Below are 20,324 nucleotides of genomic sequence, written 5' to 3'. Positions count from 1 at the left end.
GGTTCCATCAGCAAAAACCCTCGGTAAAACAAGCACTAAGCGCTTGCTTTCCGAGGGTCAAACCATCATTGCGTACAAGGATCAACGGTGCAGCTGGCTCGCGGCTTGCGCGAGGCGCGTGACTTCCGCCCAGTCCTGCGCGGCGAGCGCGGCCTTCGGCGTGAGCCACGAACCGCCGACGCACACGACGTTCGGCAGCTTCAGGAAATTCGGCGCGGTGTCGACCGTGATGCCGCCCGTCGGGCAGAACTTCAGCGCCGGGAACGGGCCGTGGAACGCCTGCAGCATCGGCACGCCGCCGGCCTGCTGCGCGGGGAAGAACTTGACGATGTCGTAGCCGAATTCGAGCGCCTGGATGATGTCGCTCGGCGTCATCACGCCCGGCAGCAGCGGCAGGCCGGCGTCGAGCGACGCGAGGTGCAGGTCCTTCGTCAGGCCCGGCGACACGCCGAACTTCGCACCCGCGCGCTTCGCCTGCTCGCAGTGCTCGGGCTTCGTGATCGTGCCGACGCCGACGACGATGTCGTCCGCGAGCTGGCTCGCGCGCTGGATCGCCTCCAGGCCCGCCGGCGTGCGCAGCGTGATCTCGAGCACCTTGACGCCGCCCGCGTGCAATGCGCGCGACACGTGTTCGCCCTGCTCGACCGAGTCGAATGCGAGCACCGGAATCACCGGGCCCAGCTTCACGATTTCAGCAATCGTCTTCATCAAATTCGCTCCTTGAAATTCATGCAGAGACGCGGACGGCCGCTTCGCCGACCAGCGCCCCGAAAACCGATGCGCCCTGCTCGGCCGGCGCGGCCGCCGCGCGGAACACGCCGAACAGTTCGCGACCGAAACCCGTTTCGTTGTCGGCCTGGTGCAGCGGCTGCGCGACCGGGCGCGCGTGCCACTCGGCGTCGTCGACTTCGATGTCGAGAATGCCGGCTTCCGCGTCGATCACGAGCGTGTCGCCCGTCTTCACCTTGCCGAGCGGGCCGGCGAGCAGCGCTTCCGGCGACACGTGGATCACGGCCGGCACCTTGCCCGACGCACCGGACATGCGGCCGTCGGTCACGAGCGCGACGTGGAAGCCCTGATCCTGCAGCACGCCGAGCAGCGGCGTCAAACGGTGCAATTCGGGCATCCCGTTCGCGCGCGCGCCCTGGAAGCGCACGACCGCGACGAAATCGCGCTTCAGCTCGCCGCGATCGAATGCCTCCTGCACGGCTTCCTGCGAATCGAACACGATCGCGGGCGCGCTCACCTTGCGGTGCTCGGGCGCGACCGCCGAAATCTTGATCACGCCGCGGCCGAGCCGGCCCTGCATCAGGCGCAGGCCGCCGTCCGGCTGGAACGGGTCGCGAATGCCGCGCAGCACCTTCATGTCGTGGCTCTCGGCCGCGCCGTCGACCCACGTGAGCTTGCCGTCGATCAGCTTCGGCTCCTTCGTGTAGTGCGACAGGCCCTTGCCCGCGACGGTCGTCACGTCTTCGTGCAGCAGCCCGCCTTCGAGCAGGTTGCGCACCAGGAACGCGACGCCGCCGGCCGCGTGGAAATGGTTCACGTCGGCCTTGCCGTTCGGGTAGATCTTCGCGAGCAGCGGCACGACCGCCGACAGTTCGTCGAAATCGTTCCAGTCGATCAGGATGCCGGCCGCGCGCGCGATCGCGACGAGGTGCAGCGTGTGGTTGGTCGAGCCGCCCGTCGCGAGCAGCGCGACGATCCCGTTGACGATCGCCTTCTCGTCGATCACATGGCCGATCGGCGTGTACTGGCCGCGCTCGACCGTCAGGTCGAGCACGCGGCGCGCGGCCTGGGCCGTCAGCGCGTCACGCAACGGCGTGTGCGGATGAACGAACGCCGAACCCGGCAGGTGCAGGCCCATCAGTTCCATCAGCATCTGGTTGCTGTTCGCGGTGCCGTAGAACGTGCAGGTGCCGTGGCCGTGATATGCGGCCGATTCCGCTTCGAGCAGCGCGTCGCGACCGACCTGGCCGGTCGCGAACTGCTGGCGGATCTTCGCCTTGTCGTCGTTCGACAGGCCGCTCGTCATCGGGCCGGCCGGCACGAAGATCGTCGGCAGATGGCCGAACTGGAGCGCGCCGATCAGCAGGCCCGGCACGATCTTGTCGCACACGCCGAGGCAGAGCGCCGCGTCGAACATGTTGTGCGTGAGCGCGATCGCCGTGCCCATCGCGATCGCCTCGCGCGAGAACAGCGACAGCTCCATCCCGGGATTGCCCTGCGTGACGCCGTCGCACATCGCCGGCACGCCGCCGGCGAACTGCGCGACGCCGCCGTTCTCGCGCGCGGCCGCCTTGATGATCTCGGGGAAATCCTTGTAAGGCGCGTGCGCCGACAGCATCTCGTTGTACGAGGACACGATGCCGATGTTCGGCTCGCGGATCGCCTTGATCTGGAACTTGTCGCTGCCTTCGAGGCCTGCGAAGCCGTGCGCGAGGTTCGCGCACGACAGTGCGCCACGCGCCGGGAACTTGCCCTGCGCGCCGTCGATGCGCTGCAGATAGGCGGAACGGGTCGATTGGCTGCGCGCGATCACGCGTTCGGTGACTTTCGCCAGGGTGGGATGCAGCGACGTCATGCTGGGCGCTCCTGTATGCCGGACGACACCGGCGGTTGGAATCGTGGGGACGGTCGACTACGTCGAACGAACGAAGCCAGTCTAGTAGAAAAACTACAAGCACGCAATGCGAATCAACATGCGCGCAACCGTTATTCCCGCCACCAGCAAGGCTTTACCTAGTGAAAACCCTAATCCACAGCCGCCACCAATCGGAAAATCACCGGCGATTGAGCTAGCATTTCTTTGTAGATTTTCTACAATTCGATTGCGATACACTCGCTCATCCGAACCCGATTTTCATTCGCCGTCCCATGCTGCCTCGCATTGAAGCGATCCGCGCCGACCTGCGCCCGTCCGAGCGCAAGCTCGCCGACTACATTCTCGCCGCACCGCGCGAGGTGCTCGACCTCGCGATGACCGAGCTGTCGACCCGCGCCGGCGTGAGCCAGCCGACCATCGCGCGCTTTTGCCAGGCGCTCGGCTGCAGCGGCTTTCGCGAATTCAAGATCCGGCTCGCGCAGAGCGTCGCGCCGGGCGTGTCGTCGGTCTATCGCGACGTCCAGCCCGACGAGCCCGCGCCCGGCATCATCGGCAAGGTGTTCGACCGGACCATCGGCGCGCTGATCGAAGTGCGCAACAGCCTGTCGGCGGGCAGCGTGGCGGAGGCGATCGCACTGCTGTCGAACGCGTCGCGCATCGAGTTCTACGGCGCCGGCGGCTCGGGCATCGCCGCGCAGGACATCCAGCACAAATTCTTCCGGCTCGGCGTGCCGAGCGTCGCGTATTCGGACCCGCACACGTTCTCGATGTCGTCGGCGCTGCTCGGCCCGCACGACGTCGTCGTCGCGATCTCGAACACCGGCCGCACGCGCGATATCGTCGATGCCGCGCGCTCGGCGCTCGCGTGCGGCGCGAAGGTCGTCGCGATCACGCAGAGCCACTCGCCGCTCGCGAAGCTCGCGACGGTGAGCCTCGCGTCGAACGTGGCCGAGGAAACCGACGTGTTCTCGCCGATGACGTCGCGGATGTCGCATCTCGCGATCGGCGACATCCTCGCCGTCGGCGTTGCGCTGTCGCGCGGGCCCGCGCTGATGGAGCGCGTCGGCCGTGCGAAGGAAGCGATCACGCGTCGCCGGATCGACGACGGCGCGAAGGATTGACTGACGAAGCGCGGCGCCCGACCGGCGCGCGCATCCGGCGCGTCGCTCTACATATGACTCGCGCGTAAACGAACAACGGCGCCCCGAAGGGCGCCGTTGCGCATCGATCGGCGGGCAACCGCAGCGGCCGCACCTGGCCGGCCGCACCTGGCCGGCCGCACCGCTCAAAACGGCTTGATCACGACCAGCGCGACCGCCGCGAGCATGCCGAGCACCGGCAGCTCGTTGAACACGCGATACCACTTGTCGGTGCGCCTGTTCTCGCCGCGCTCGAACACCTTCAGCAGATGCCCGCAGTACGCGTGATAGATCACGAGCAGCAGCACGACCGTCACCTTCGCGTGGATCCAGCCCTGCCCCTGGCCGATGCCGATCACGAGCCAGAGCCACAGCCCGCATGCGAGCGCGGGCACCGCGATCATCGTCATGAAGCGGAACAGCTTGCGCGCCATCAGCAACAGGCGCCGCACCGCGGCCGGATCGGTCTCCATCGCCAGGTTCACGTAGATGCGCGGCAGGTAGAACAGCCCCGCGAACCACGCGGCGATCAGAACGATATGGAACGTCTTGACCCAGAGCATTGCCATCGGTTGTGCGCCTCGCTTTACTGGCGGCCTTCGCCGTGTCCGAGCACGACGTACTTCAGCGACGTGAGCCCCTCCAGGCCGACGGGGCCACGCGCGTGCAGCTTGTCGTTCGAGATGCCGATTTCCGCGCCGAGGCCGAATTCGAAGCCGTCCGCGAAGCGCGTCGACGCATTGACCATCACGCTCGCCGAGTCGACTTCGCGGAGGAAGCGCATCGCACGGTCGTGATCCTCGGTGACGATCGCATCGGTGTGGTGCGAGCCGTAATGGTTGATGTGCTCGATCGCGGCGTCGAGGCCGTCGACGACCTTGATCGCGAGCACCGGCGCGAGATATTCGGTGTGCCAGTCTTCATCGGTCGCGTCGACGAGCGGGCCGATGCCTGCATCGGCGAGTACCGCGCGCGCGGCCGCATCGACGCGCAGCTCGACTGCCTTGTCGCGATACAGCTTGCCGAGCGGCGGCAACAGCGTCGCCGCGATGCCGCTCGACACGAGCAGCGTTTCCATCGTGTTGCAGGTGCCGTAACGGTGCGTCTTCGCGTTGTCGCACACCGTCAGCGCCTTCGCGAGATCGGCGCGATCGTCGACGTACACGTGGCAGATGCCGTCGAGGTGCTTGATCATCGGCACGCGTGCCTCGTTGATCAGGCGCTCGATCAGGCTCTTGCCGCCGCGCGGCACGATCACGTCGACGTATTCGGTCATCGTGATCAGCTTGCCGACGGCCGCGCGATCGGCGGTCGCGACGACCTGCACGGCGTCCTGCGGCAGGCCGGCCGCCTCGAGCCCTTCGCCGATCAGCTTCGCGAGCGCCGCGTTCGATTCGAGCGCCTCGGAGCCGCCGCGCAGGATCGTTGCATTGCCCGACTTCAGGCACAGCGCGGCCGCGTCGATCGTCACGTTCGGGCGCGACTCGTAGATGATGCCGATCACGCCGAGCGGCACGCGCATCTGGCCGACCTGGATCCCGCTCGGACGGTACTTGAGATTGCCGATCTCGCCGATCGGATCGGCCAGCGACGCAACCTGGCGCAGACCTTCGACCATCGTCTTCAGCGCCTTGTCCGACAGCGTCAGGCGGTCGATGAACGCTGCATCGAGCCCCTTTTCACGGGCACGCGCGACGTCGCGTGCATTCGCATCCTTCAGCGCCTGCGCATCGCGCTCGATCGCGCGGGCCACGGCGTCGAGCGCCGCGTTCTTCGCGGCAGTGCTGGCGCGCGCCATCGCGCGGGAAGCGTGCCGGGCACGGCGGCCCAGCTCCGTCATGTACTGATCGATATCCATCGTGTGACTCGAAAAGCGAGCCGCTTGGCGCGGCGTGAATTCGTGGAAAGCGTGAAGCGCGGCGGCAAGCGGGCCGCGCCGGCGATCGAAACATTGTAAGCGGGTTGCGATGCGTGCGCTGAAGCCCCGGACAGGGCTTAACGCCGCACGCGGCCCGCGGTCGGCGGTCGTTCGCCGCGGGCGCCTGCGACCGTCATCGCGAGCTGGAACAGGCCGTCCCACGGATCGGGCGGCGGATCGTCCTGCGTGCGGCGGCCCGGCGTGACGGCCGCGAGCCCCTTCACCTGCCGATCGAGCTTCGCGGCAAACGCGAGCGCCTTCTCGAGCACGGCTTCCGATACGCGGCTCAGTGCGGGGCCGATCAGCCGCTCGCGCGGCCCCCACACGCGGTTCTCGCGCAGCAGCGTGGCCAGCGGCTTGCCGGCCGCCGCGCCGCGCTTGATCCGCAACAGCGTGCGCAATTCCTCGACGACGGCCCACATCACGAGCACGATCGCCTCGCCCTCGCCCTTCAAGCCATCGATCATTCGTGCGAGCCGCGCGGCGTCTCCCGCGAGCATCGCCTCGTTCAGCTTGAAGACGTCGTAGCGCGCGACGTTCAACACCGCGTCGTGCACCTGCTCGAACGTCAGCACGCCTTGCGGATAGAGCAAGCCGAGCTTCTGGATTTCCTGGTGCGCGGCAAGCAGGTTGCCTTCGACGCGCTCCGCGATGAACTGCAGCGCACGCCGGCCGTCGTCGCCCGGTGCGACGCGCTGGCCCTGCATCGACAGACGCTGGCCGATCCAGTTCGGCAACTGCGCGCGGTCGACCGGATCGATCTTCAGCGCGACGCCGCCGTTCTGCAGCGCGGTAAACCAGGCGGATTTCTGCGTTGCCGCGTCGAGGCGCGGCAACGTGACGAGCATCAGCGCGTCGGGGTTGGGCGTTGCCGCGAGCGTCTTGAGCGCGTCGGCGCCTTCCTTGCCGGGCTTGCCCGACGGAATGCGCAGCTCGATCAGCTGACGCTCGCCGAACAGCGACATCGCCTGGGTCGCGCCGAGCAGCACGCTCCAGTCGAAGCCGCGCTCGACCGTGTGCACCGAACGTTCGGTGAAGCCGGCCGCGCGCGCGGCCGCACGAATGCGGTCGCACGCTTCCTGCGCGAGCAGCGGCTCGTCGCCGTAGACGGTGTAGAGCCCGGCCATCCCCTTCGCGAGGTGCGGCTCCAGCGCATCAAGTCGCAATTGCATCGGTGCGTGCGCGGGGGATCAGAGCGGCGGCGGCGGCAACGGCGCGCGCGGCGACACGCCCGGCACCACGTCCTCCGGCGCCGGCGTCAGCGAGTGGACGATCGCGAGGCGCCGCATCAGCTGGTCGACCGCGTCGTTCTGCATGTCGCCGTACAGGATGTCGGCTTCCTGCGCCTTCGCGTTCGTGTACTGGTCGCTGTACGTCATCGCGCGGTTCAGCGCGATCGCGCTCGGCGGAATCAGCACGGTGCCGTCCTTGCTCGTCAGCGTGTAGTTCAGCGTATAGAAAAGCGCATATTCCTGCGCCGAACCGTACTTGTTGAGCGTCAGCGTATTCTGCCCGCGCGACTCCCACATGCGCAGCACGGCGTCGGCGTCGTCCGCCGACTTGACGATCTTCGTGTCGCTGCCGGCCTCGACGAGGCGCACCAGGCGCGCCTCGACCGGCGCCGGCGCACCGGCCACCAGCAAGTGCTTGAACGCGTAGTTCTGCTGGCCGCGCAACTGGAAACCGCATGCCGACAGCGCGACTGCGCTGCCGACGGCGAGCATCAAAAACGATCTGCGGATCACCTTCGCTCCTTCTGTGTACGCCCGACGGCCGGCGGCCGTCAGACGACGATGTTCACGAGGCGGCCCGGCACGACGACGATCTTCTTCGCCGGCTTGCCGTCGCTGAATTTCGCGAACGCCTCGTCGGCCACCGCGGCGGCTTCGATCGCCTCGCGGCTCGCGTCCTTCGCGACCTTCAGCGCGCCGCGCACCTTGCCGTTCACCTGCAGCACGAGTTCGATCTCGGCCTGCTCGAGTGCGGCCTCGTCGACCTTCGGCCACGGCGCGTCGAGCAGCGTGCCGAATTCGTCCGCGTAGCCCAGGGCCTTCCACAGCTCGAACGTGACGTGCGGCACGACAGGGTACAGCACGCGCAGCAGCACGCCGTAGGTTTCGCGCAGCACGCCGGCCGTCGCGCCCTTCGCGCCGTCGATCGCGTTCAGCATCTTCATCGCGGCCGACACGACCGTGTTGTATTGCAGGCGCTGGTAGTCGAAGTCCGCTTGCTTCAGCACGCTGTAGATCTCGCGGCGCAGTGCCTTGTCGGCGTCGCCGAGCGCGGCCGCGTCGAAGCCCGCACGCGCGGAGAGCGCTTCGCGGTTCGTCGCGCCGAAGCTCCACACGCGACGCAGGAAGCGGCTCGCGCCTTCGACGCCGGCGCCCGACCACTCGAGCTGCTGCTCGGGCGGCGCGGCGAACATCGTGAACAGGCGCGCGGTATCGGCGCCGTACTGGTCGATCAGCACCTGCGGATCGACACCGTTGTTCTTCGACTTCGACATCTTCTCGATGCCGCCGAGCACGACCGGCTGGCCGTCGCTGTTCAGCGTCGCGCCGACCGGGCGGCCCTTGTCGTCGTGCGTGACCGTCACGTCGGCCGGGTTGTACCAGGTCTTCTTGCCCGCCGCGTCTTCGCGGTAGAACGTCTCGTTCAGCACCATGCCCTGCGTCAGCAGGTTCTTTGCCGGCTCGCTGAACTTCACGAGGCCGAGGTCGCGCATCACCTTGGTCCAGAAGCGCGAGTACAGCAGGTGCAGGATCGCGTGCTCGATGCCGCCGATGTACTGATCCATCGGCATCCAGTAGTCGGTGCGCGCGTCGACCATCGTCTCGGCGTCCGGCGCCGTGTAGCGCGAGAAATACCACGACGAATCGACGAACGTGTCCATCGTGTCGGTCTCGCGCTTGGCTGCCGCGCCGCATTTCGGGCACGTGCAGTTCAGGAATGCTTCCGACTTCGCGAGCGGGTTGCCCGTGCCGTCCGGCACGAGGTCTTCCGGCAGCACGACCGGCAGGTCCTGCTCCGGCACCGGCACGTCGCCGCACGACGGGCAGTGGATGATCGGAATCGGCGTGCCCCAGTAGCGCTGGCGCGACACGCCCCAGTCGCGCAGGCGCCACGTGACCTGCTTGTCGCCGAAGCCGCCGGCCTTCAGGTCGGCCGCGATCGCGTCGACCGCCGCGCCGTATGCGAGGCCGTCGTACTTGCCGCTGTTGATGCAGACCGCGACTTCCTTGTCGCCGTACCACTCCTGCCATGCGTCCTGCGAGTACGTCTGGCCTTCGGCCGCGATCACCTGTTTGATCGGCAGGCCGTATTTCTTCGCGAACGCGAAGTCGCGCTCATCGTGCGCCGGCACGCCCATCACCGCGCCTTCGCCATAGCTCATCAGCACGTAATTGCCGATCCACACCTCGACCGGCTCGCCCGTCAGCGGGTGCGATACCGAGAAGCCCGTCGCGACGCCCTTCTTCTCCATCGTCGCGACGTCGGCCTCGGCGACACCGCCGCGCTTGCATTCGTCGATGAACGCCTGGAGTTCCGGCTTGCCCTGCGCGAGGCGCGTGGCGAGCGGGTGCTCGGCCGCGATCGCGCAGAACGTCACGCCCATGATCGTGTCGGCACGCGTCGTGAACACGCGCAGCAGCGCCTTCTCGCCGTCGAGCTCGTACGGGAAGCCGAAGTTCACGCCGAAGCTCTTGCCGATCCAGTTCTGCTGCATGATCTTCACGCGCTCGGGCCAGCCGAGGCCGTCGAGGTCGTTCAGCAGCTCATCCGCGTATTGCGTGATCCGCAGGTAGTACATCGGGATCTCGCGCTTCTCGACGAGCGCGCCCGAGCGCCAGCCGCGGCCGTCGATCACCTGCTCGTTCGCGAGCACGGTCTGGTCGACCGGGTCCCAGTTCACGGTGCCCGTCTTCTTGTACGCGATGCCCTTCTCGAGCATCTTCAGGAACAGCCACTGGTTCCACTTGTAGTAGTCGGGCTTGCACGTCGCGATCTCGCGCGACCAGTCGATCGCGAGACCCATCGACTGCATCTGGCCCTTCATGTAGTCGATGTTGTCGTAGGTCCACTTCGCGGGCGGCACGCCGTTGGCCATCGCGGCGTTCTCGGCCGGCATCCCGAACGCATCCCAGCCCATCGGCATCAGCGTGTTGTAGCCGTTCATCCGCAGATAGCGGTACATCACGTCGTTGATCGTGTAGTTGCGCACGTGACCCATGTGCAGCTTGCCGGACGGGTACGGCAGCATCGACACGCAGTAGAACTTCGGCTTCTGCGAATCTTCCTTCGTCTTGTAGGCATCGGCTGCGCGCCAGTCGCCCTGAGCGGCGGCTTCGACGTCGGCGGGTACGTATCTCTCGTGCATGGTGTGGTTCGGACTAGGCTTTAAGCGGCGCGCCACGAGGCGGGCACGCGGATGTGGACGAAATCGGGCAGCCCGGCGGCGGGAGCAGGCTCACGGTTCTCGGGCCTGCCTGATGATTCCGGATATTCGCCGGGTAACCCGGAGGGTCTCCAGGTTACCCGGCGAAACCCTGCCAACCGGGCGGAAACGACGATTATACCGTCCGTGGCGGGCGGGACGGCCGGTCTCGCGGGCCGGCCATGCATTCTTGCCCGCCCCGCATGCGCGGGCGGCCTGCGCGTCAGCGTGCCGGGCCCGCGGCAGCCGGCGCGGCGGCGCCCGCCGGCGGCGTGTCGGTGACGAAGCCGATCCGCGTGAGGCCCGCGGCCTGCGCGGCGCCCATCACCTGCGCAATCACGTCGTAGCGGGTCGCGCGCGATGCGCGCAGCCGCAGCTCGGGCGGCGCGGCGCTCGCGGCGGCGGCCCGCAAGCGCGCCGGCAGCGCGTCGAGTGCGATTGGTGCATCGTCCCAGTAGAGCTTGCCGGCGTCGTCGATCGACAACGTGACCGACTGCGGCGCGTCGCGCGCGACGCTGGCCGCGACCTTCGGCAGGTCGAGCCGGATCGCATGCGTCATCAGCGGCGCGGTGATGATGAAGATGACGAGCAGCACGAGCATCACGTCGATCAGCGGCGTCATGTTGATCTCCGCCATCGGCGCGGACGTCTTGTGGTGCTCCAGTCCGCCGAATGCCATGGTCGTTCCTCCGTGCCGCGCGTCAGGCGCCCTGCGCGCACACGAATACGTGCAGGTCGCGCGCGAAGCCGTCGAGTTCCTCGGCGAGCTGGCGCACGAGCCGCCCGAGGATGTTGTACGCGAGCACCGCGGGGATCGCGACGACGAGCCCGAACGCGGTCATGATCAGCGCCTCGCCGACCGGCCCCGCGACGTTCTCGATCTGCGCCTGCCCGCTCGCGGCGATGCTGCCGAGCGCGTGGTAGATGCCCCATACGGTGCCGAGCAGGCCGACGAACGGCGCGGTGCTGCCGATCGACGCGAGCAGCACCTGGCCGAACTCGAGACGCCGCTGCGAGCGCAGCATCGCGTGACGCAGCGCGCGCAGCACACGTTCGCTGCGCTCGACTCGCGCGGCGAGCGCGGCCGGGTCGTGTTCGTCGGCTGCATCGCGCGCGGCTTCGGCGAGCGGGACGAATACGCGCTCGCGATCGGCACCGGCCAGCGCGGCGATGCCCGCGTCGAGCGACGCCGCGCGCCAGAACGCGGCGAGCGCGCGCGGCCCCTGCCGCTTCGCGCGGACCAGCAGCCAGGCTTTCATCAGGAGGAAGCACCAGCTGGCGATGGACATCGCCAGCAGCACATAGGCGACGGCGTGCGTGATCGCATCGCCGCTTTCGAGGTAGTGGACAACGCCGGTGGGAATCGCCATCGGAGTTTCCCCGTGAGGGTCAGCGCAGGCCGAGCACGTCCTGCATGTCGAACAGGCCGGCGCCGCGCGCCGACAGGAAGCGGACCGCACGCAGCGCGCCCTGCGCGTACGACACGCGGCTCGACGACTTGTGCGTGATCTCGATCCGTTCGCCGATCCCGGCGAACAGCACGGTGTGATCGCCGACGATGTCGCCGCCGCGCACGGCCGCGAAACCGATCGTCGACGGATCGCGCTCGCCCGTCACGCCGTGGCGGCCGTACACCGCGCATTCGTCGAGCGAGCGCCCGAGCGCGCCGGCCACGGCCTCGCCCATCATCAGCGCGGTGCCCGACGGTGCGTCGACCTTGTGACGGTGGTGCGCCTCGATGATCTCGATGTCGTAGCCGTGCGAGAAGTGCTTCGCCGCGAATTCGAGCAGCTTCAGCGTGACGTTCACGCCGACGCTCATGTTCGCCGCGAACACGATGCCGATCTTGCCCGCCGCGGCCTGCAGCTCGGCCTTCTGCTCGGCGGTGAAGCCGGTCGTGCCGATCACGAGCTTCACGTCGTGGCGCAATGCGGCCGCGACGTGCGCGATCGTGCCTTCCGGCCGCGTGAAGTCGATCAGGTAGTCGGCCTGCGCGAACACGGCGTCGAGGTCGTCGGTCAGCTTGATCCCGGTTTCCTTGCCGAGGAACGCGCCTGCGTCCTGGCCGAGGAACGGCGAACCGGCGCGGTCGAGCGCGCCGACGAGCTGCGCGTCGGAATCGTTGAGAACGGCTTCGATCAACATCCGGCCCATACGGCCCGATGCACCGGCAATCGCAATCTTCATGGCTTTCTACACGACAGGTCTAAAGGCGGGCGGCGCATGCCGCCCTGTTTCCGCTCGCCGGCCGCTTACTGCGCCGGCGCGGTGAGCGGCTGGTTCTGCAGGGTGTCCGAGCCTTGCGGGCCGACAGGCGGCGCCGCTTCATTCGTCGCGGCCGGCTGCGGCGGACGATGGAACTGGAACTGCGGCTGGATCGCCGGCGCGGCGCCCGGCGGCTGGCCGCCCGGCACCGGCGCGCCGCCCGAAGCCTGCGCGGACGGCGTGAAGCGGCGGGCGGTCGTGCCCTGGCCCGACACCTGGTTGGTCGCGCGGTTCGCCGCGCGCGCGGCCTGCGCGTTGGCATCCTGGTCGACCGCCGCAGCGGAAACCGGCGCGGCCGATGCGCTCGCAGCGGCGGCCGCCTGCGCGGCACTCGCGGCCGCCGCGGCTTCAGACGCCTTCTTCGCCGCGGCCGCGGCCTTCGCCTTCTTGCCGCCGCGATCGCCGTCGATATCCGCCAGCAGGTCGAGCTCGGAAGGCAGGTTCTCGGCACCCGTCCAGCTCGCGAGGCGATCGCCCGCGAACGTCAGCACGAGGTCGCGCTGCTGGACGACGGACGTCGAGCCGCGCTTGAAGTAGAAGAGGTAATCCCAGCGGTCGGCATGGAACATGTCCGACAGCAGCGGCGTGCCGAGCAGCGCGCGGACCTGCTCGCGCGTCATCCCGGCCTGCAACTGCGCGGCCTTCTCCTGCGACACGAAGTTGCCCTGCACGACGGTGATCCGATAGGGCGTGATGCTCTGCGCGATGCGCTGCGTCACGCTGTCGTACGACGAACAACCAGCCAGCGCGGCAACGGCGGCGGCAGCGATGATGGCACTCCGCATGCGACTCCTCTGAAGGTGCGAAAGAGATTCCGTGAACATTTCCGTCACCGTGCAGGCCCGCGTCGCGGGCCGCGCGTGTTTCTGGAACGGCGAAAAGCCGGTAACATTGAAGCCCTGCATTGTACTCTAGGGATGCCTAGCCATGACCAATCCGACGGATCTCAAGAATATCGGGCTAAAGGCCACCCTACCGCGCCTCAAGATTCTCGAGATCTTCCAGCAAAGCCCGGTGCGTCACCTGACGGCCGAAGACGTCTACCGCAACCTGCTCAACGAGCAACTCGACATCGGGCTTGCCACCGTTTACCGCGTGCTGACGCAGTTCGAGCAGGCCGGCCTGCTCTCGCGCAGCAACTTCGAATCCGGCAAGGCCGTGTTCGAACTGAACGAAGGCTCGCACCACGATCACCTGGTCTGTCTCGATTGCGGCCGCGTCGAGGAATTCTTCGATGCCGAGATCGAAACGCGCCAGCAGGCGATCGCGAAGGAACGCGGCTTCCGGCTCCAGGAACACTCGCTCGCGATGTACGGCTCCTGCACGACCGAGAACTGCCCGCACCGCAAGCACTGACCAGCACGCCTCACGCCTGCGCCACGGCCCGGACGGCATCTCGCCGCCGGGCCGTGTCGTTTTCGGGATCGGAATGCAAAAGGCCCGCAAGCTGCGTGCGGGCCGGTTCGAGAACGTTTCCAATCGTGAGCGGCGCGCGAGGCCGCCTCCGCGCGGCGCACGCTGCTCGACGCCCGATCGCGCGTTCGCCGCGCGTCAGACCGCACTCGCGCACGCCGGCGCGAACTCGAGCGCCCACGCGCCGTCGAGCGGAATCTCGTCGCAGTTCGGCTGCGGGCCGCCGCGGTCGACGATCACGAAGTCGCTGACCGCGTCGAGCGCGAGCAGCGGATGGTGCCAGACGCCCTTCGCGTAGTTCACGCCCTGCCAGCCTTCGGCGAGAAACGCGCGCATCGCATCGGGCCGGAACTCGCCGGCCGGCGCGACGACGATCGCGTACCGCGACACGGCCGCGAGCGGAATGAACGCCTGGCTGCCATGAGGATGGCGCTCCATCAGCGTGAGCGCGACCGGCAGCGTGCGCGGCTGTGCGCGAAACACGCTGACGAGCGGCCGGCCGCCGTCCGCGCAGACGTCGATCGTCGCGAGATCGTGGAAGCGCTCGGTCGTGCCGCCGTTGATCGGGAAGTGCCGCGCGCCTTCGAGCGCGATCACGTCGCCGAACGGCGCGAACGCCTCGCGGGTCAGGCGCTCGACGCGCAGGATGTGTGGTCCGCTCATGCCGATGCCTCCGTCAAGCCGGCTCGCCCCACAGACGCAGGCGCGACACGCCGCCGTCCGGGAAGATGTTGAAGCGCACGTGCGTGACGGGGCCGAGCGCCGCGAGCTGGTCGAACGTATGCACGTGGTCCATCTGCAGCTTCTGCTCGCCGAGCAGCTCGGCCCAGAACATCGCCTGCGTGACGAGCGAATCGTCGGTGCCGCCCGCGACCCGCGCGGCCTGCAGCGAACAGCGATCGGGGAAGTTGCCCTTGAAGAACGCCGTGTCGACCTCGACGCGCCGGATGATGCCCGGCCGCGCCAGCGCGACGATCGCCCAGTCGTTGCCGGGCTCGCGGCGGCGCCGCGTCTCCCACCCGTCGCCCATGTTCGCGCCGCGCCCCGGCATCAGCATCTGCGAGGCTGCGCCGAAGTGCTGGTTGTTCGCGGCCACCAGGTAGCCGCCATTCTCGATCGCCGCGAGATCGACGAGCTCGCCGGCCGCCACGCGGCGCCAGTCTCGCTGCGGCTGGCCGTACACGCGCAGCCGCGCGAGCCCGCCGTCCGGATACAGGTTCACGCGCAGGTGCGTGACCGGCTGCCCGTCGTCGACGCTCACGTAGTGATGCGCATTGCCCTGCAGCGTCGTCGCGGGAACGATCGTGCGCCATTCGGCGTCGTCCGGCGGCGTGTCGCCGTCCACCGCGCACGCGTCGATCGACGCGGCCGGCGGGAAGTTGCCGGTGAAGTGGCTCGTATCGAGATCGACGCCGTGAATCACGCCCGGCCGCGCGAGCCGGACCACGCAGAAGTCGTGGCCGGTGGTTCGCTTGCGGCGCGTTTCCCAGCCGTCCATCCACTTGCCGTGGTCGTCGTACTTGCCGGGAATGAAGACGGCCGGCTCCGGATTCAGCATGCGCTCCTTCGGCGCGAAGAATTCGTCGCTGGCGAAGAGCGCCTGCGCGCCCAGGCGCGGGTCGGCGAGGTTCATGTAGCGCCGCGTGAAGGCCGGCGCGTTCGGATCGAGGATGGGGGCTGCCATGTCGTCTCCATTGTCATGTCGACGGCCGGCGCATCGTCGCGCCGGCCGCAGGAAAGTCGTGCGCGCGACGCGGCCGGGGAAGCGGCTTCGCGCGAGCGTGCTCAGAGCGCGTGTGCCTGGTCGCCGGCGACCGGTGCGGCGCTGCCCGGCTCGTCGGCCACGTAGCGCAGTTCGCGATTCAGCACGCGCGTCGCACGGGCCCGGTCGATGTCGTTCTCCCACACGGCGACGACCACCGTCGCAACGCAGTTGCCGATCAGGTTGGTCAGCGCGCGGGCGATGCCGACGAACCAGTCGACCGGCAGGATCAGCACGAGGCCGAGCACCGGGATCGCGGGAATCGCCGACAGCGTCGCCGCGAGAATCACGATCGCCGAACCGGGAATGCCGTGCGCGCCCTTCGACGTGACGAGCGATACCAGCAGCACGACGATCAGGTCATGCGTGGACAGCGGCGTGTTGGTGGCCTGCGCGATGAACAGCACGGCAAGCGTCAGGTAGATCGAGAAGCCGTCGAGGTTGAACGAATAGCCGGTCGGGATCACCAGGCCGACCGTCGAATCCTTGATGCCCATGTATTCGAGCTTGCTCATCACCTGCGGCAGCACGGCGTCCGACGATGCCGTGCCGAGCACGATCGACAGCTCCTCGCGCAGGTAGCGGATCAGCTTGAACACCGAGAAGCCCGCGATGCGCATCACGATGCCGAGCACGACCGTGACGAACACGAAGCAGCTCAGGTAGAACACCGCGACGAGATAGCCGAGCTGCTTGAGCGACGCGACGCCGTACTTGCCGGTCGTGAACGCGATCGCGCCGAGCACGCCGAGCGGCGCGAGCTTGATGATGAAGCCGATGATGCGGAAGAACACGTGCGACAGCTCCTCGATCAGGCTGTTCACGCGCTGCGCCTTGTCGCCGAGCAGCGACAGCGCGGAGCCGAACAGCACCGCGAACACGAGGATCTGCAGGATGTCGCCCTTCGCGAATGCGTCGATCGCGGTCTCGGGGATGATCTTCATCAGGTAGCCGGCCGTGTCCTTCAGGCTTTCGGCGTTCTTCGCGTACGACGACAGCGACGCCGCATCGAGCGAGCGCAGGTCGATGTTCATCCCGACGCCCGGGCGCGTGAACCATGCGAGCACGAGCCCGATGCCGAGCGCGATCGTCGTCATCACCTCGAAATAGACGACCGCCTTCAGGCCGACCCGGCCGACCTTCTTCAGGTCGCCCGCATTGGCCATCCCGCTGACCACGACGCAGAACACGATCGGGCCGATGACCATCTTGATGAGCTTGAGGAAACCGTCGCCGAGCGGCCGCAGCGACTCGGCGAAATGCGGGAAGAACGCGCCGAGCGCGACCCCCAGTATCAATGCGACGACTACCCGGCCAAACAGCGAATTGAGGAATTTCGACACGGCGCTCTCCCGATCCAACGGTTGCAGTTTCGTCTGTTCATACTGGTAAGACCAGTGATGTTATGGTGGATAGTAGGAAGCCGATATAGTCGAGTCAAGGCGAACAAAATAGGGATTTCCCGCCCATGCAGGGGCGGATCGTGGCTTTCCCGTAGGCCGCTCATGCACCGCGCGCGGCCGGATTACAATGCCGGTCAGACCGGCCATCGTTCACATCATGAAAAACGTTCCGCACACCGTGACCGACGCCGCCATCGCGACGATCCGCAACCGGATCGAGGCAGGCGTGTACCCGGTCGGCAGCCTGCTGCCGGCCCAGCGCCAGCTCTCCGAGGAGCTGGAGATCAGCCGCGCGTCGCTGCGCGAGGCGCTCTCCACGCTCGAGGCGCTCGGGATGTTGCGCATCCGCGCCGGCAAGGGCGTGTATGTCGAAAGCGCGCAGGCAACGGCCGCGCATCCGTGGCAGTTCGCCGAGCAGTCGTCACCGCCCGACACGTACCAGATGCGCTATGCGCTCGAAGGATTCGCCGCGCGGATGGCCGCGCACGTCGTCACCGACGACGACATCGCATGGTTCGAGGACAACCTCGCCGCCCTGCACGTCGCGCTGATCGAGAGCGCGCTCGACGAAGCGTCGCAGCTCGACTTCGACTTCCACATGCGGATCATTCATCTCGCGGGCAACGCGGCGATCGAGTCGGTGCTGCGCAGCAGCGCGGACATCATGAAGGAAAGCCAGCGCATGCCGTTCTACCGGCGCGAGCTGCTGCTGTCGACGTGGCACGAGCACCGCGCGATCGTCGATGCGCTGATCGCCCGCGATGCGGCCGCCGCCGGCACGGCGATCGAGACGCACATCGCGAACGCCGCGCAACGCGCGGGCATCTTCTTCCCTACACCGGGTACCTGACGCGACCGTCGGCCGGCGGTCGTGGCCGCGGCTGCAGTCACGCGCCGGACGCACCGATCAGCCCCCCGAAGGATCGCGATACGCGAGCGCGCGCGCGATGAACGCGCGCGCCGCGACGCTGCGGTACGCACCCTTGCGCGTGAGCAATGCCGCCGTGCGCGACGGCAGCGGCGGGTCGAGCGCCAGCGCGCACAGATCATCGCTCTCGCGCGCGACCGCATCCGGCAACACCGTCGCAAGCCGCCCGCGGCGCACGAGCTCCAGCACCGCGGTGACCGTGTTCGTCTCGATCGCGATCGTCGGCCGCGCATCTTGCTCGATGAAATACCGGTCGATGCTTTCGCGCGTCGCGAACGCGCGGCTCAGCAGCACGAGCGGCTCGCCGACGAGCTCGGCCGGGCTCAGCGCGCGCCGGCGGCGGGCAAGGCGGTGCGTGCAGGCCGTCACGAGCGCGAGCGATTCGTCCCATAGCGGCAGCGCGTCGAAGTCCGGCGCGCGCGGCAGCACGAACGCGAAACCCGCATCGAGCCGATCGTCGGCGAGCAGTGCCTCGATGCGCTCCTGCGGCATCGCGTCGATCGTCAGCGCGACGTTCGGGAAATCCGCGTGGAATGCGTCGATCAGCGAGCCGCTCAGGTAGGCCGCGAAGGTCGGCATCATCGCGAGCCGCAGCGAACCGCTACCGAGGTCGGCGACGTCGTGCAGCGCACGCTGCCCGGCATCGAGCTCGTGCAGCGCCGCGCGCGCATGACGCGCATAGACCTCGCCGAATTCGGTGAGCCGCACCGCGCGGCCCGAGCGGTCGAACAGCTGGACGCCGAGCATGTCCTCGAGTTGGCGGACCTGCTGCGACAGCGTCGGCTGCGACACGTGCAGCGCGTCGGCCGCGCGCGTGAAGCTGCGCTGCTCGGCGACGGCCAGGAAATAGCGGATGTGACGGAGTAGCATCGCGGCCCATGTATTGGAAGCACCAATGGATGCCATAAGAATCCAGACTTGGACGCTATGGCTCGATGTCCGCATCATACGCACATTCGCTCCCGCGGCGGCCTGCCGCCACACCGGAGCGGCCCACCGGGCCCGCCATCCCCTCGCCCGCCGTACGACGACGGTCGCTACCCGATCCGGGTGCCGGCCGCGCGTCACGCGGCGCGCATCGGCGGATCGCCGATCCGTCGACGCCGGCCCCGATTCCCGCAACCCCGCGTTGCCGATGGCCTTTGCCGCCGGCCGGCGACGCTGTCTTTTCGCGACCATGGAACCGCATCACGACAACCATCCTCCGCTGACCCGCGCGATGACGCTGCTGTTCGCGTGCGCATGCGGCATCGTCATCGGCAACATCTATTACGCGCAGCCGCTGCTCGCGGCGATCGCGCACAGCTTCGGCCGCCCGCCCGCCGAACTCGGCTATCTCGTCACGCTGACGCAGCTCGGCTATGCGGCGAGCCTGCTGCTGGTCGTCCCGCTCGGCGACGCGCTCAACCGCCACACGCTGATCGTGCGGCTGCTCGTGCTCAACGTGATCGCGCTGGCCGCCGTCGCGTTCAGCACGAACTTCACGATGTTCGTCGTCGCGAACGTCGCGCTCGGCTTCGTCACGTGCTCGACGCAGCTGCTCGTGCCGTTCGCCGCTTCGCTCGCCGATGCGCGCACGCGCGGCCGCGCGGTCGGCACCGTGATGAGCGGGCTGCTGCTCGGCATCCTGCTCGCGCGCGTCGCGGCCGGTGCGATCGCCGACGGGCTCGGCTGGCGTGCGGTGTACGGAATCGCCGCGGCGATGATCGTCGTGCTGACCGGCGTGCTCGCGCTGAAACTGCCGAAGGACCGCCGCCACGCGCGGCTCGATTACGCGGTGCTGATGAAGTCGCTCGTCGCATTGGTGCGCGCGCAGCCGCTGATCGCGCTGCGCTCGATCTACGGCGCGCTCGTGTTCGCCTGCTTCAGCCTGCTGTGGACCGGCCTCACGTTCCTGTTGAGCCAGCCGCCGTACAGCTATTCCGAAGGACAGATCGGCCTGTTCGGAATCGTCGGCGCGGTGGGCGCGCTCGCGGCGACGTCGGCCGGCCGCCTCGTCGATCGCGGTCACGGCAACGCGGCGACCGGCCTGTTCGCGGCGGCCGTGCTCGCCTCGTTCGCGCTGATCGCGACCGGCGCGCATTCGCTCGTCGCGCTGATCGCGGGCATCCTGCTGCTCGACGTCGGCGTGCAGGGCATGCACATCTCGAACCAGAGCGTGATCTATGCGCTTGCCGGCAACGCGCGCAGCCGCGTCACGACGATCTACCTGACGAGCTACTTCATCGGTGGCGCATTCGGATCGTGCGCGGCAAGCGTCGCGTACGGCATCGACGGCTGGCGCGGCGTGTGCATCGCGGGCGCGGCGCTCTCGGGCGTACTGATCGCCCTCTGGCTCGCGTCGCAGCGCGCCGGCACGCGGCAAGTCACGCAGTAATCGGCTTGCGCCGGACAACAAAAAAGCCCGACCGGAAAAACCGGTCGGGCTCGTTCGCCACGCAGGCCGCCTTGCGGCG

General features: G+C 68.2%; 19 protein-coding genes. 4 read left to right on the top strand and 15 right to left on the bottom strand.

Annotated elements, in window-relative coordinates:
* Positions 1 to 81: 81 nt before the first annotated feature.
* Positions 82 to 708 (bottom strand): bifunctional 4-hydroxy-2-oxoglutarate aldolase/2-dehydro-3-deoxy-phosphogluconate aldolase, encoded by a 627-nt coding sequence (gene eda, locus WS51_RS13635; protein WP_059451972.1) that lies wholly within the window; start codon positions 706 to 708, stop codon positions 82 to 84.
* Between the two features lie 19 nt (positions 709 to 727).
* Positions 728 to 2,584, bottom strand: coding sequence for a phosphogluconate dehydratase (gene edd / locus WS51_RS13630; protein WP_069229315.1), 1,857 nt, complete (start codon positions 2,582 to 2,584; stop codon positions 728 to 730).
* A gap of 293 nt (positions 2,585 to 2,877) precedes the next feature.
* On the opposite strand from edd, the gene WS51_RS13625 reads away from it, so the two are divergent.
* Positions 2,878 to 3,726 carry a MurR/RpiR family transcriptional regulator gene (locus WS51_RS13625; RefSeq protein WP_059451970.1) on the top strand — a complete coding sequence of 283 codons (849 nt, stop codon included), beginning with the start codon at positions 2,878 to 2,880 and terminating at the stop codon, positions 3,724 to 3,726.
* Between the two features lie 164 nt (positions 3,727 to 3,890).
* Here the strand turns inward: WS51_RS13625 and WS51_RS13620 are convergent, their stop codons facing one another.
* From WS51_RS13620 to WS51_RS13580, 9 genes are all read right to left on the bottom strand, one after another.
* Positions 3,891 to 4,313, bottom strand: coding sequence for a CopD family protein (locus WS51_RS13620; RefSeq protein ID WP_155773597.1), 423 nt, complete (start codon positions 4,311 to 4,313; stop codon positions 3,891 to 3,893).
* Between the two features lie 17 nt (positions 4,314 to 4,330).
* The gene (locus WS51_RS13615; RefSeq protein WP_059506919.1) at positions 4,331 to 5,602 is read right to left on the bottom strand and encodes a glutamate-5-semialdehyde dehydrogenase; all 1,272 of its coding nucleotides are present in this window, start codon (positions 5,600 to 5,602) and stop codon (positions 4,331 to 4,333) included.
* A 137-nt stretch (positions 5,603 to 5,739) separates the two neighbouring features.
* Entirely contained in the window at positions 5,740 to 6,834 is a 1,095-nt protein-coding gene (gene holA / locus WS51_RS13610; protein WP_059506918.1) for a DNA polymerase III subunit delta, read from the bottom strand.
* Positions 6,835 to 6,852: 18 nt separating this feature from the next.
* Complete coding sequence (locus tag WS51_RS13605) at positions 6,853 to 7,407, bottom strand: LPS-assembly lipoprotein LptE (protein WP_059451967.1); 555 nt, start codon at positions 7,405 to 7,407, stop codon at positions 6,853 to 6,855.
* Between the two features lie 38 nt (positions 7,408 to 7,445).
* Positions 7,446 to 10,040: a leucine--tRNA ligase gene (leuS, locus tag WS51_RS13600; protein ID WP_069229314.1), complete on the bottom strand. Its 2,595-nt coding sequence runs from the start codon at positions 10,038 to 10,040 to the stop codon at positions 7,446 to 7,448.
* A 280-nt stretch (positions 10,041 to 10,320) separates the two neighbouring features.
* On the bottom strand, positions 10,321 to 10,776 hold the full coding sequence (locus WS51_RS13595) for an ExbD/TolR family protein (RefSeq protein ID WP_059546916.1): 456 nt from the start codon (positions 10,774 to 10,776) through the stop codon (positions 10,321 to 10,323).
* A gap of 22 nt (positions 10,777 to 10,798) precedes the next feature.
* Positions 10,799 to 11,467 carry a MotA/TolQ/ExbB proton channel family protein gene (locus WS51_RS13590; RefSeq protein ID WP_059451964.1) on the bottom strand — a complete coding sequence of 223 codons (669 nt, stop codon included), beginning with the start codon at positions 11,465 to 11,467 and terminating at the stop codon, positions 10,799 to 10,801.
* Between the two features lie 19 nt (positions 11,468 to 11,486).
* On the bottom strand, positions 11,487 to 12,284 hold the full coding sequence (gene dapB, locus WS51_RS13585) for a 4-hydroxy-tetrahydrodipicolinate reductase (RefSeq protein ID WP_059451963.1): 798 nt from the start codon (positions 12,282 to 12,284) through the stop codon (positions 11,487 to 11,489).
* A gap of 65 nt (positions 12,285 to 12,349) precedes the next feature.
* A complete protein-coding gene (locus WS51_RS13580; RefSeq protein WP_059451962.1) occupies positions 12,350 to 13,147 on the bottom strand; it encodes an outer membrane protein assembly factor BamE in 798 nt (265 codons plus the stop codon).
* Between the two features lie 142 nt (positions 13,148 to 13,289).
* Here WS51_RS13580 and fur point away from each other — a divergent pair, with 142 nt between their 5' ends.
* Positions 13,290 to 13,718 (top strand): ferric iron uptake transcriptional regulator, encoded by a 429-nt coding sequence (gene fur, locus WS51_RS13575; protein WP_059451961.1) that lies wholly within the window; start codon positions 13,290 to 13,292, stop codon positions 13,716 to 13,718.
* 195 nt (positions 13,719 to 13,913) lie between these two features.
* Here the strand turns inward: fur and WS51_RS13570 are convergent, their stop codons facing one another.
* The 3 genes from WS51_RS13570 to WS51_RS13560 all read right to left on the bottom strand — a co-directional run bounded on the left by WS51_RS13570 (position 13,914) and on the right by WS51_RS13560 (position 16,880).
* Positions 13,914 to 14,438 carry an ureidoglycolate lyase gene (locus WS51_RS13570; protein WP_069229313.1) on the bottom strand — a complete coding sequence of 175 codons (525 nt, stop codon included), beginning with the start codon at positions 14,436 to 14,438 and terminating at the stop codon, positions 13,914 to 13,916.
* A 13-nt stretch (positions 14,439 to 14,451) separates the two neighbouring features.
* Positions 14,452 to 15,459, bottom strand: coding sequence for an allantoicase (alc, locus tag WS51_RS13565; RefSeq protein ID WP_059506914.1), 1,008 nt, complete (start codon positions 15,457 to 15,459; stop codon positions 14,452 to 14,454).
* Between the two features lie 101 nt (positions 15,460 to 15,560).
* The gene (locus WS51_RS13560; RefSeq protein ID WP_059452037.1) at positions 15,561 to 16,880 is read right to left on the bottom strand and encodes a C4-dicarboxylate transporter DctA; all 1,320 of its coding nucleotides are present in this window, start codon (positions 16,878 to 16,880) and stop codon (positions 15,561 to 15,563) included.
* Positions 16,881 to 17,067: 187 nt separating this feature from the next.
* Here WS51_RS13560 and WS51_RS13555 point away from each other — a divergent pair, with 187 nt between their 5' ends.
* On the top strand, positions 17,068 to 17,790 hold the full coding sequence (locus tag WS51_RS13555; RefSeq protein ID WP_208606682.1) for a FadR/GntR family transcriptional regulator: 723 nt from the start codon (positions 17,068 to 17,070) through the stop codon (positions 17,788 to 17,790).
* Between the two features lie 57 nt (positions 17,791 to 17,847).
* On the opposite strand, the gene cynR is transcribed toward WS51_RS13555, so the two are convergent.
* The gene (cynR, locus tag WS51_RS13550; protein ID WP_069229311.1) at positions 17,848 to 18,738 is read right to left on the bottom strand and encodes a transcriptional regulator CynR; all 891 of its coding nucleotides are present in this window, start codon (positions 18,736 to 18,738) and stop codon (positions 17,848 to 17,850) included.
* Between the two features lie 307 nt (positions 18,739 to 19,045).
* Here cynR and WS51_RS13545 point away from each other — a divergent pair, with 307 nt between their 5' ends.
* Positions 19,046 to 20,245 (top strand): MFS transporter, encoded by a 1,200-nt coding sequence (locus tag WS51_RS13545; protein WP_059943928.1) that lies wholly within the window; start codon positions 19,046 to 19,048, stop codon positions 20,243 to 20,245.
* Positions 20,246 to 20,324: the final 79 nt, after the last annotated feature.

Origin of the sequence: Burkholderia territorii (assembly GCF_001718335.1) — a bacterium.
GTDB lineage: Bacteria > Pseudomonadota > Gammaproteobacteria > Burkholderiales > Burkholderiaceae > Burkholderia > Burkholderia territorii.
Note: the sequence above shows the minus strand (reverse complement) of the source record. Positions and strands in the feature narration are given on the sequence as shown.

Coding starts and splice junctions, on each gene's coding strand:
- eda (WP_059451972.1), bottom strand. CDS start 708: ATGAAGACGATTGCTGAAATCGTGAAGCTGGGCCCGGTGATTCCGGTG.
- edd (WP_069229315.1), bottom strand. CDS start 2,584: ATGACGTCGCTGCATCCCACCCTGGCGAAAGTCACCGAACGCGTGATC.
- WS51_RS13625 (WP_059451970.1), top strand. CDS start 2,878: ATGCTGCCTCGCATTGAAGCGATCCGCGCCGACCTGCGCCCGTCCGAG.
- WS51_RS13620 (WP_155773597.1), bottom strand. CDS start 4,313: ATGGCAATGCTCTGGGTCAAGACGTTCCATATCGTTCTGATCGCCGCG.
- WS51_RS13615 (WP_059506919.1), bottom strand. CDS start 5,602: ATGGATATCGATCAGTACATGACGGAGCTGGGCCGCCGTGCCCGGCAC.
- holA (WP_059506918.1), bottom strand. CDS start 6,834: ATGCAATTGCGACTTGATGCGCTGGAGCCGCACCTCGCGAAGGGGATG.
- leuS (WP_069229314.1), bottom strand. CDS start 10,040: ATGCACGAGAGATACGTACCCGCCGACGTCGAAGCCGCCGCTCAGGGC.
- WS51_RS13595 (WP_059546916.1), bottom strand. CDS start 10,776: ATGGCATTCGGCGGACTGGAGCACCACAAGACGTCCGCGCCGATGGCG.
- WS51_RS13590 (WP_059451964.1), bottom strand. CDS start 11,467: ATGGCGATTCCCACCGGCGTTGTCCACTACCTCGAAAGCGGCGATGCG.
- dapB (WP_059451963.1), bottom strand. CDS start 12,284: ATGAAGATTGCGATTGCCGGTGCATCGGGCCGTATGGGCCGGATGTTG.
- WS51_RS13580 (WP_059451962.1), bottom strand. CDS start 13,147: ATGCGGAGTGCCATCATCGCTGCCGCCGCCGTTGCCGCGCTGGCTGGT.
- fur (WP_059451961.1), top strand. CDS start 13,290: ATGACCAATCCGACGGATCTCAAGAATATCGGGCTAAAGGCCACCCTA.
- WS51_RS13570 (WP_069229313.1), bottom strand. CDS start 14,438: ATGAGCGGACCACACATCCTGCGCGTCGAGCGCCTGACCCGCGAGGCG.
- alc (WP_059506914.1), bottom strand. CDS start 15,459: ATGGCAGCCCCCATCCTCGATCCGAACGCGCCGGCCTTCACGCGGCGC.
- WS51_RS13555 (WP_208606682.1), top strand. CDS start 17,068: ATGCCGGTCAGACCGGCCATCGTTCACATCATGAAAAACGTTCCGCAC.
- cynR (WP_069229311.1), bottom strand. CDS start 18,738: ATGCTACTCCGTCACATCCGCTATTTCCTGGCCGTCGCCGAGCAGCGC.
- WS51_RS13545 (WP_059943928.1), top strand. CDS start 19,046: ATGGAACCGCATCACGACAACCATCCTCCGCTGACCCGCGCGATGACG.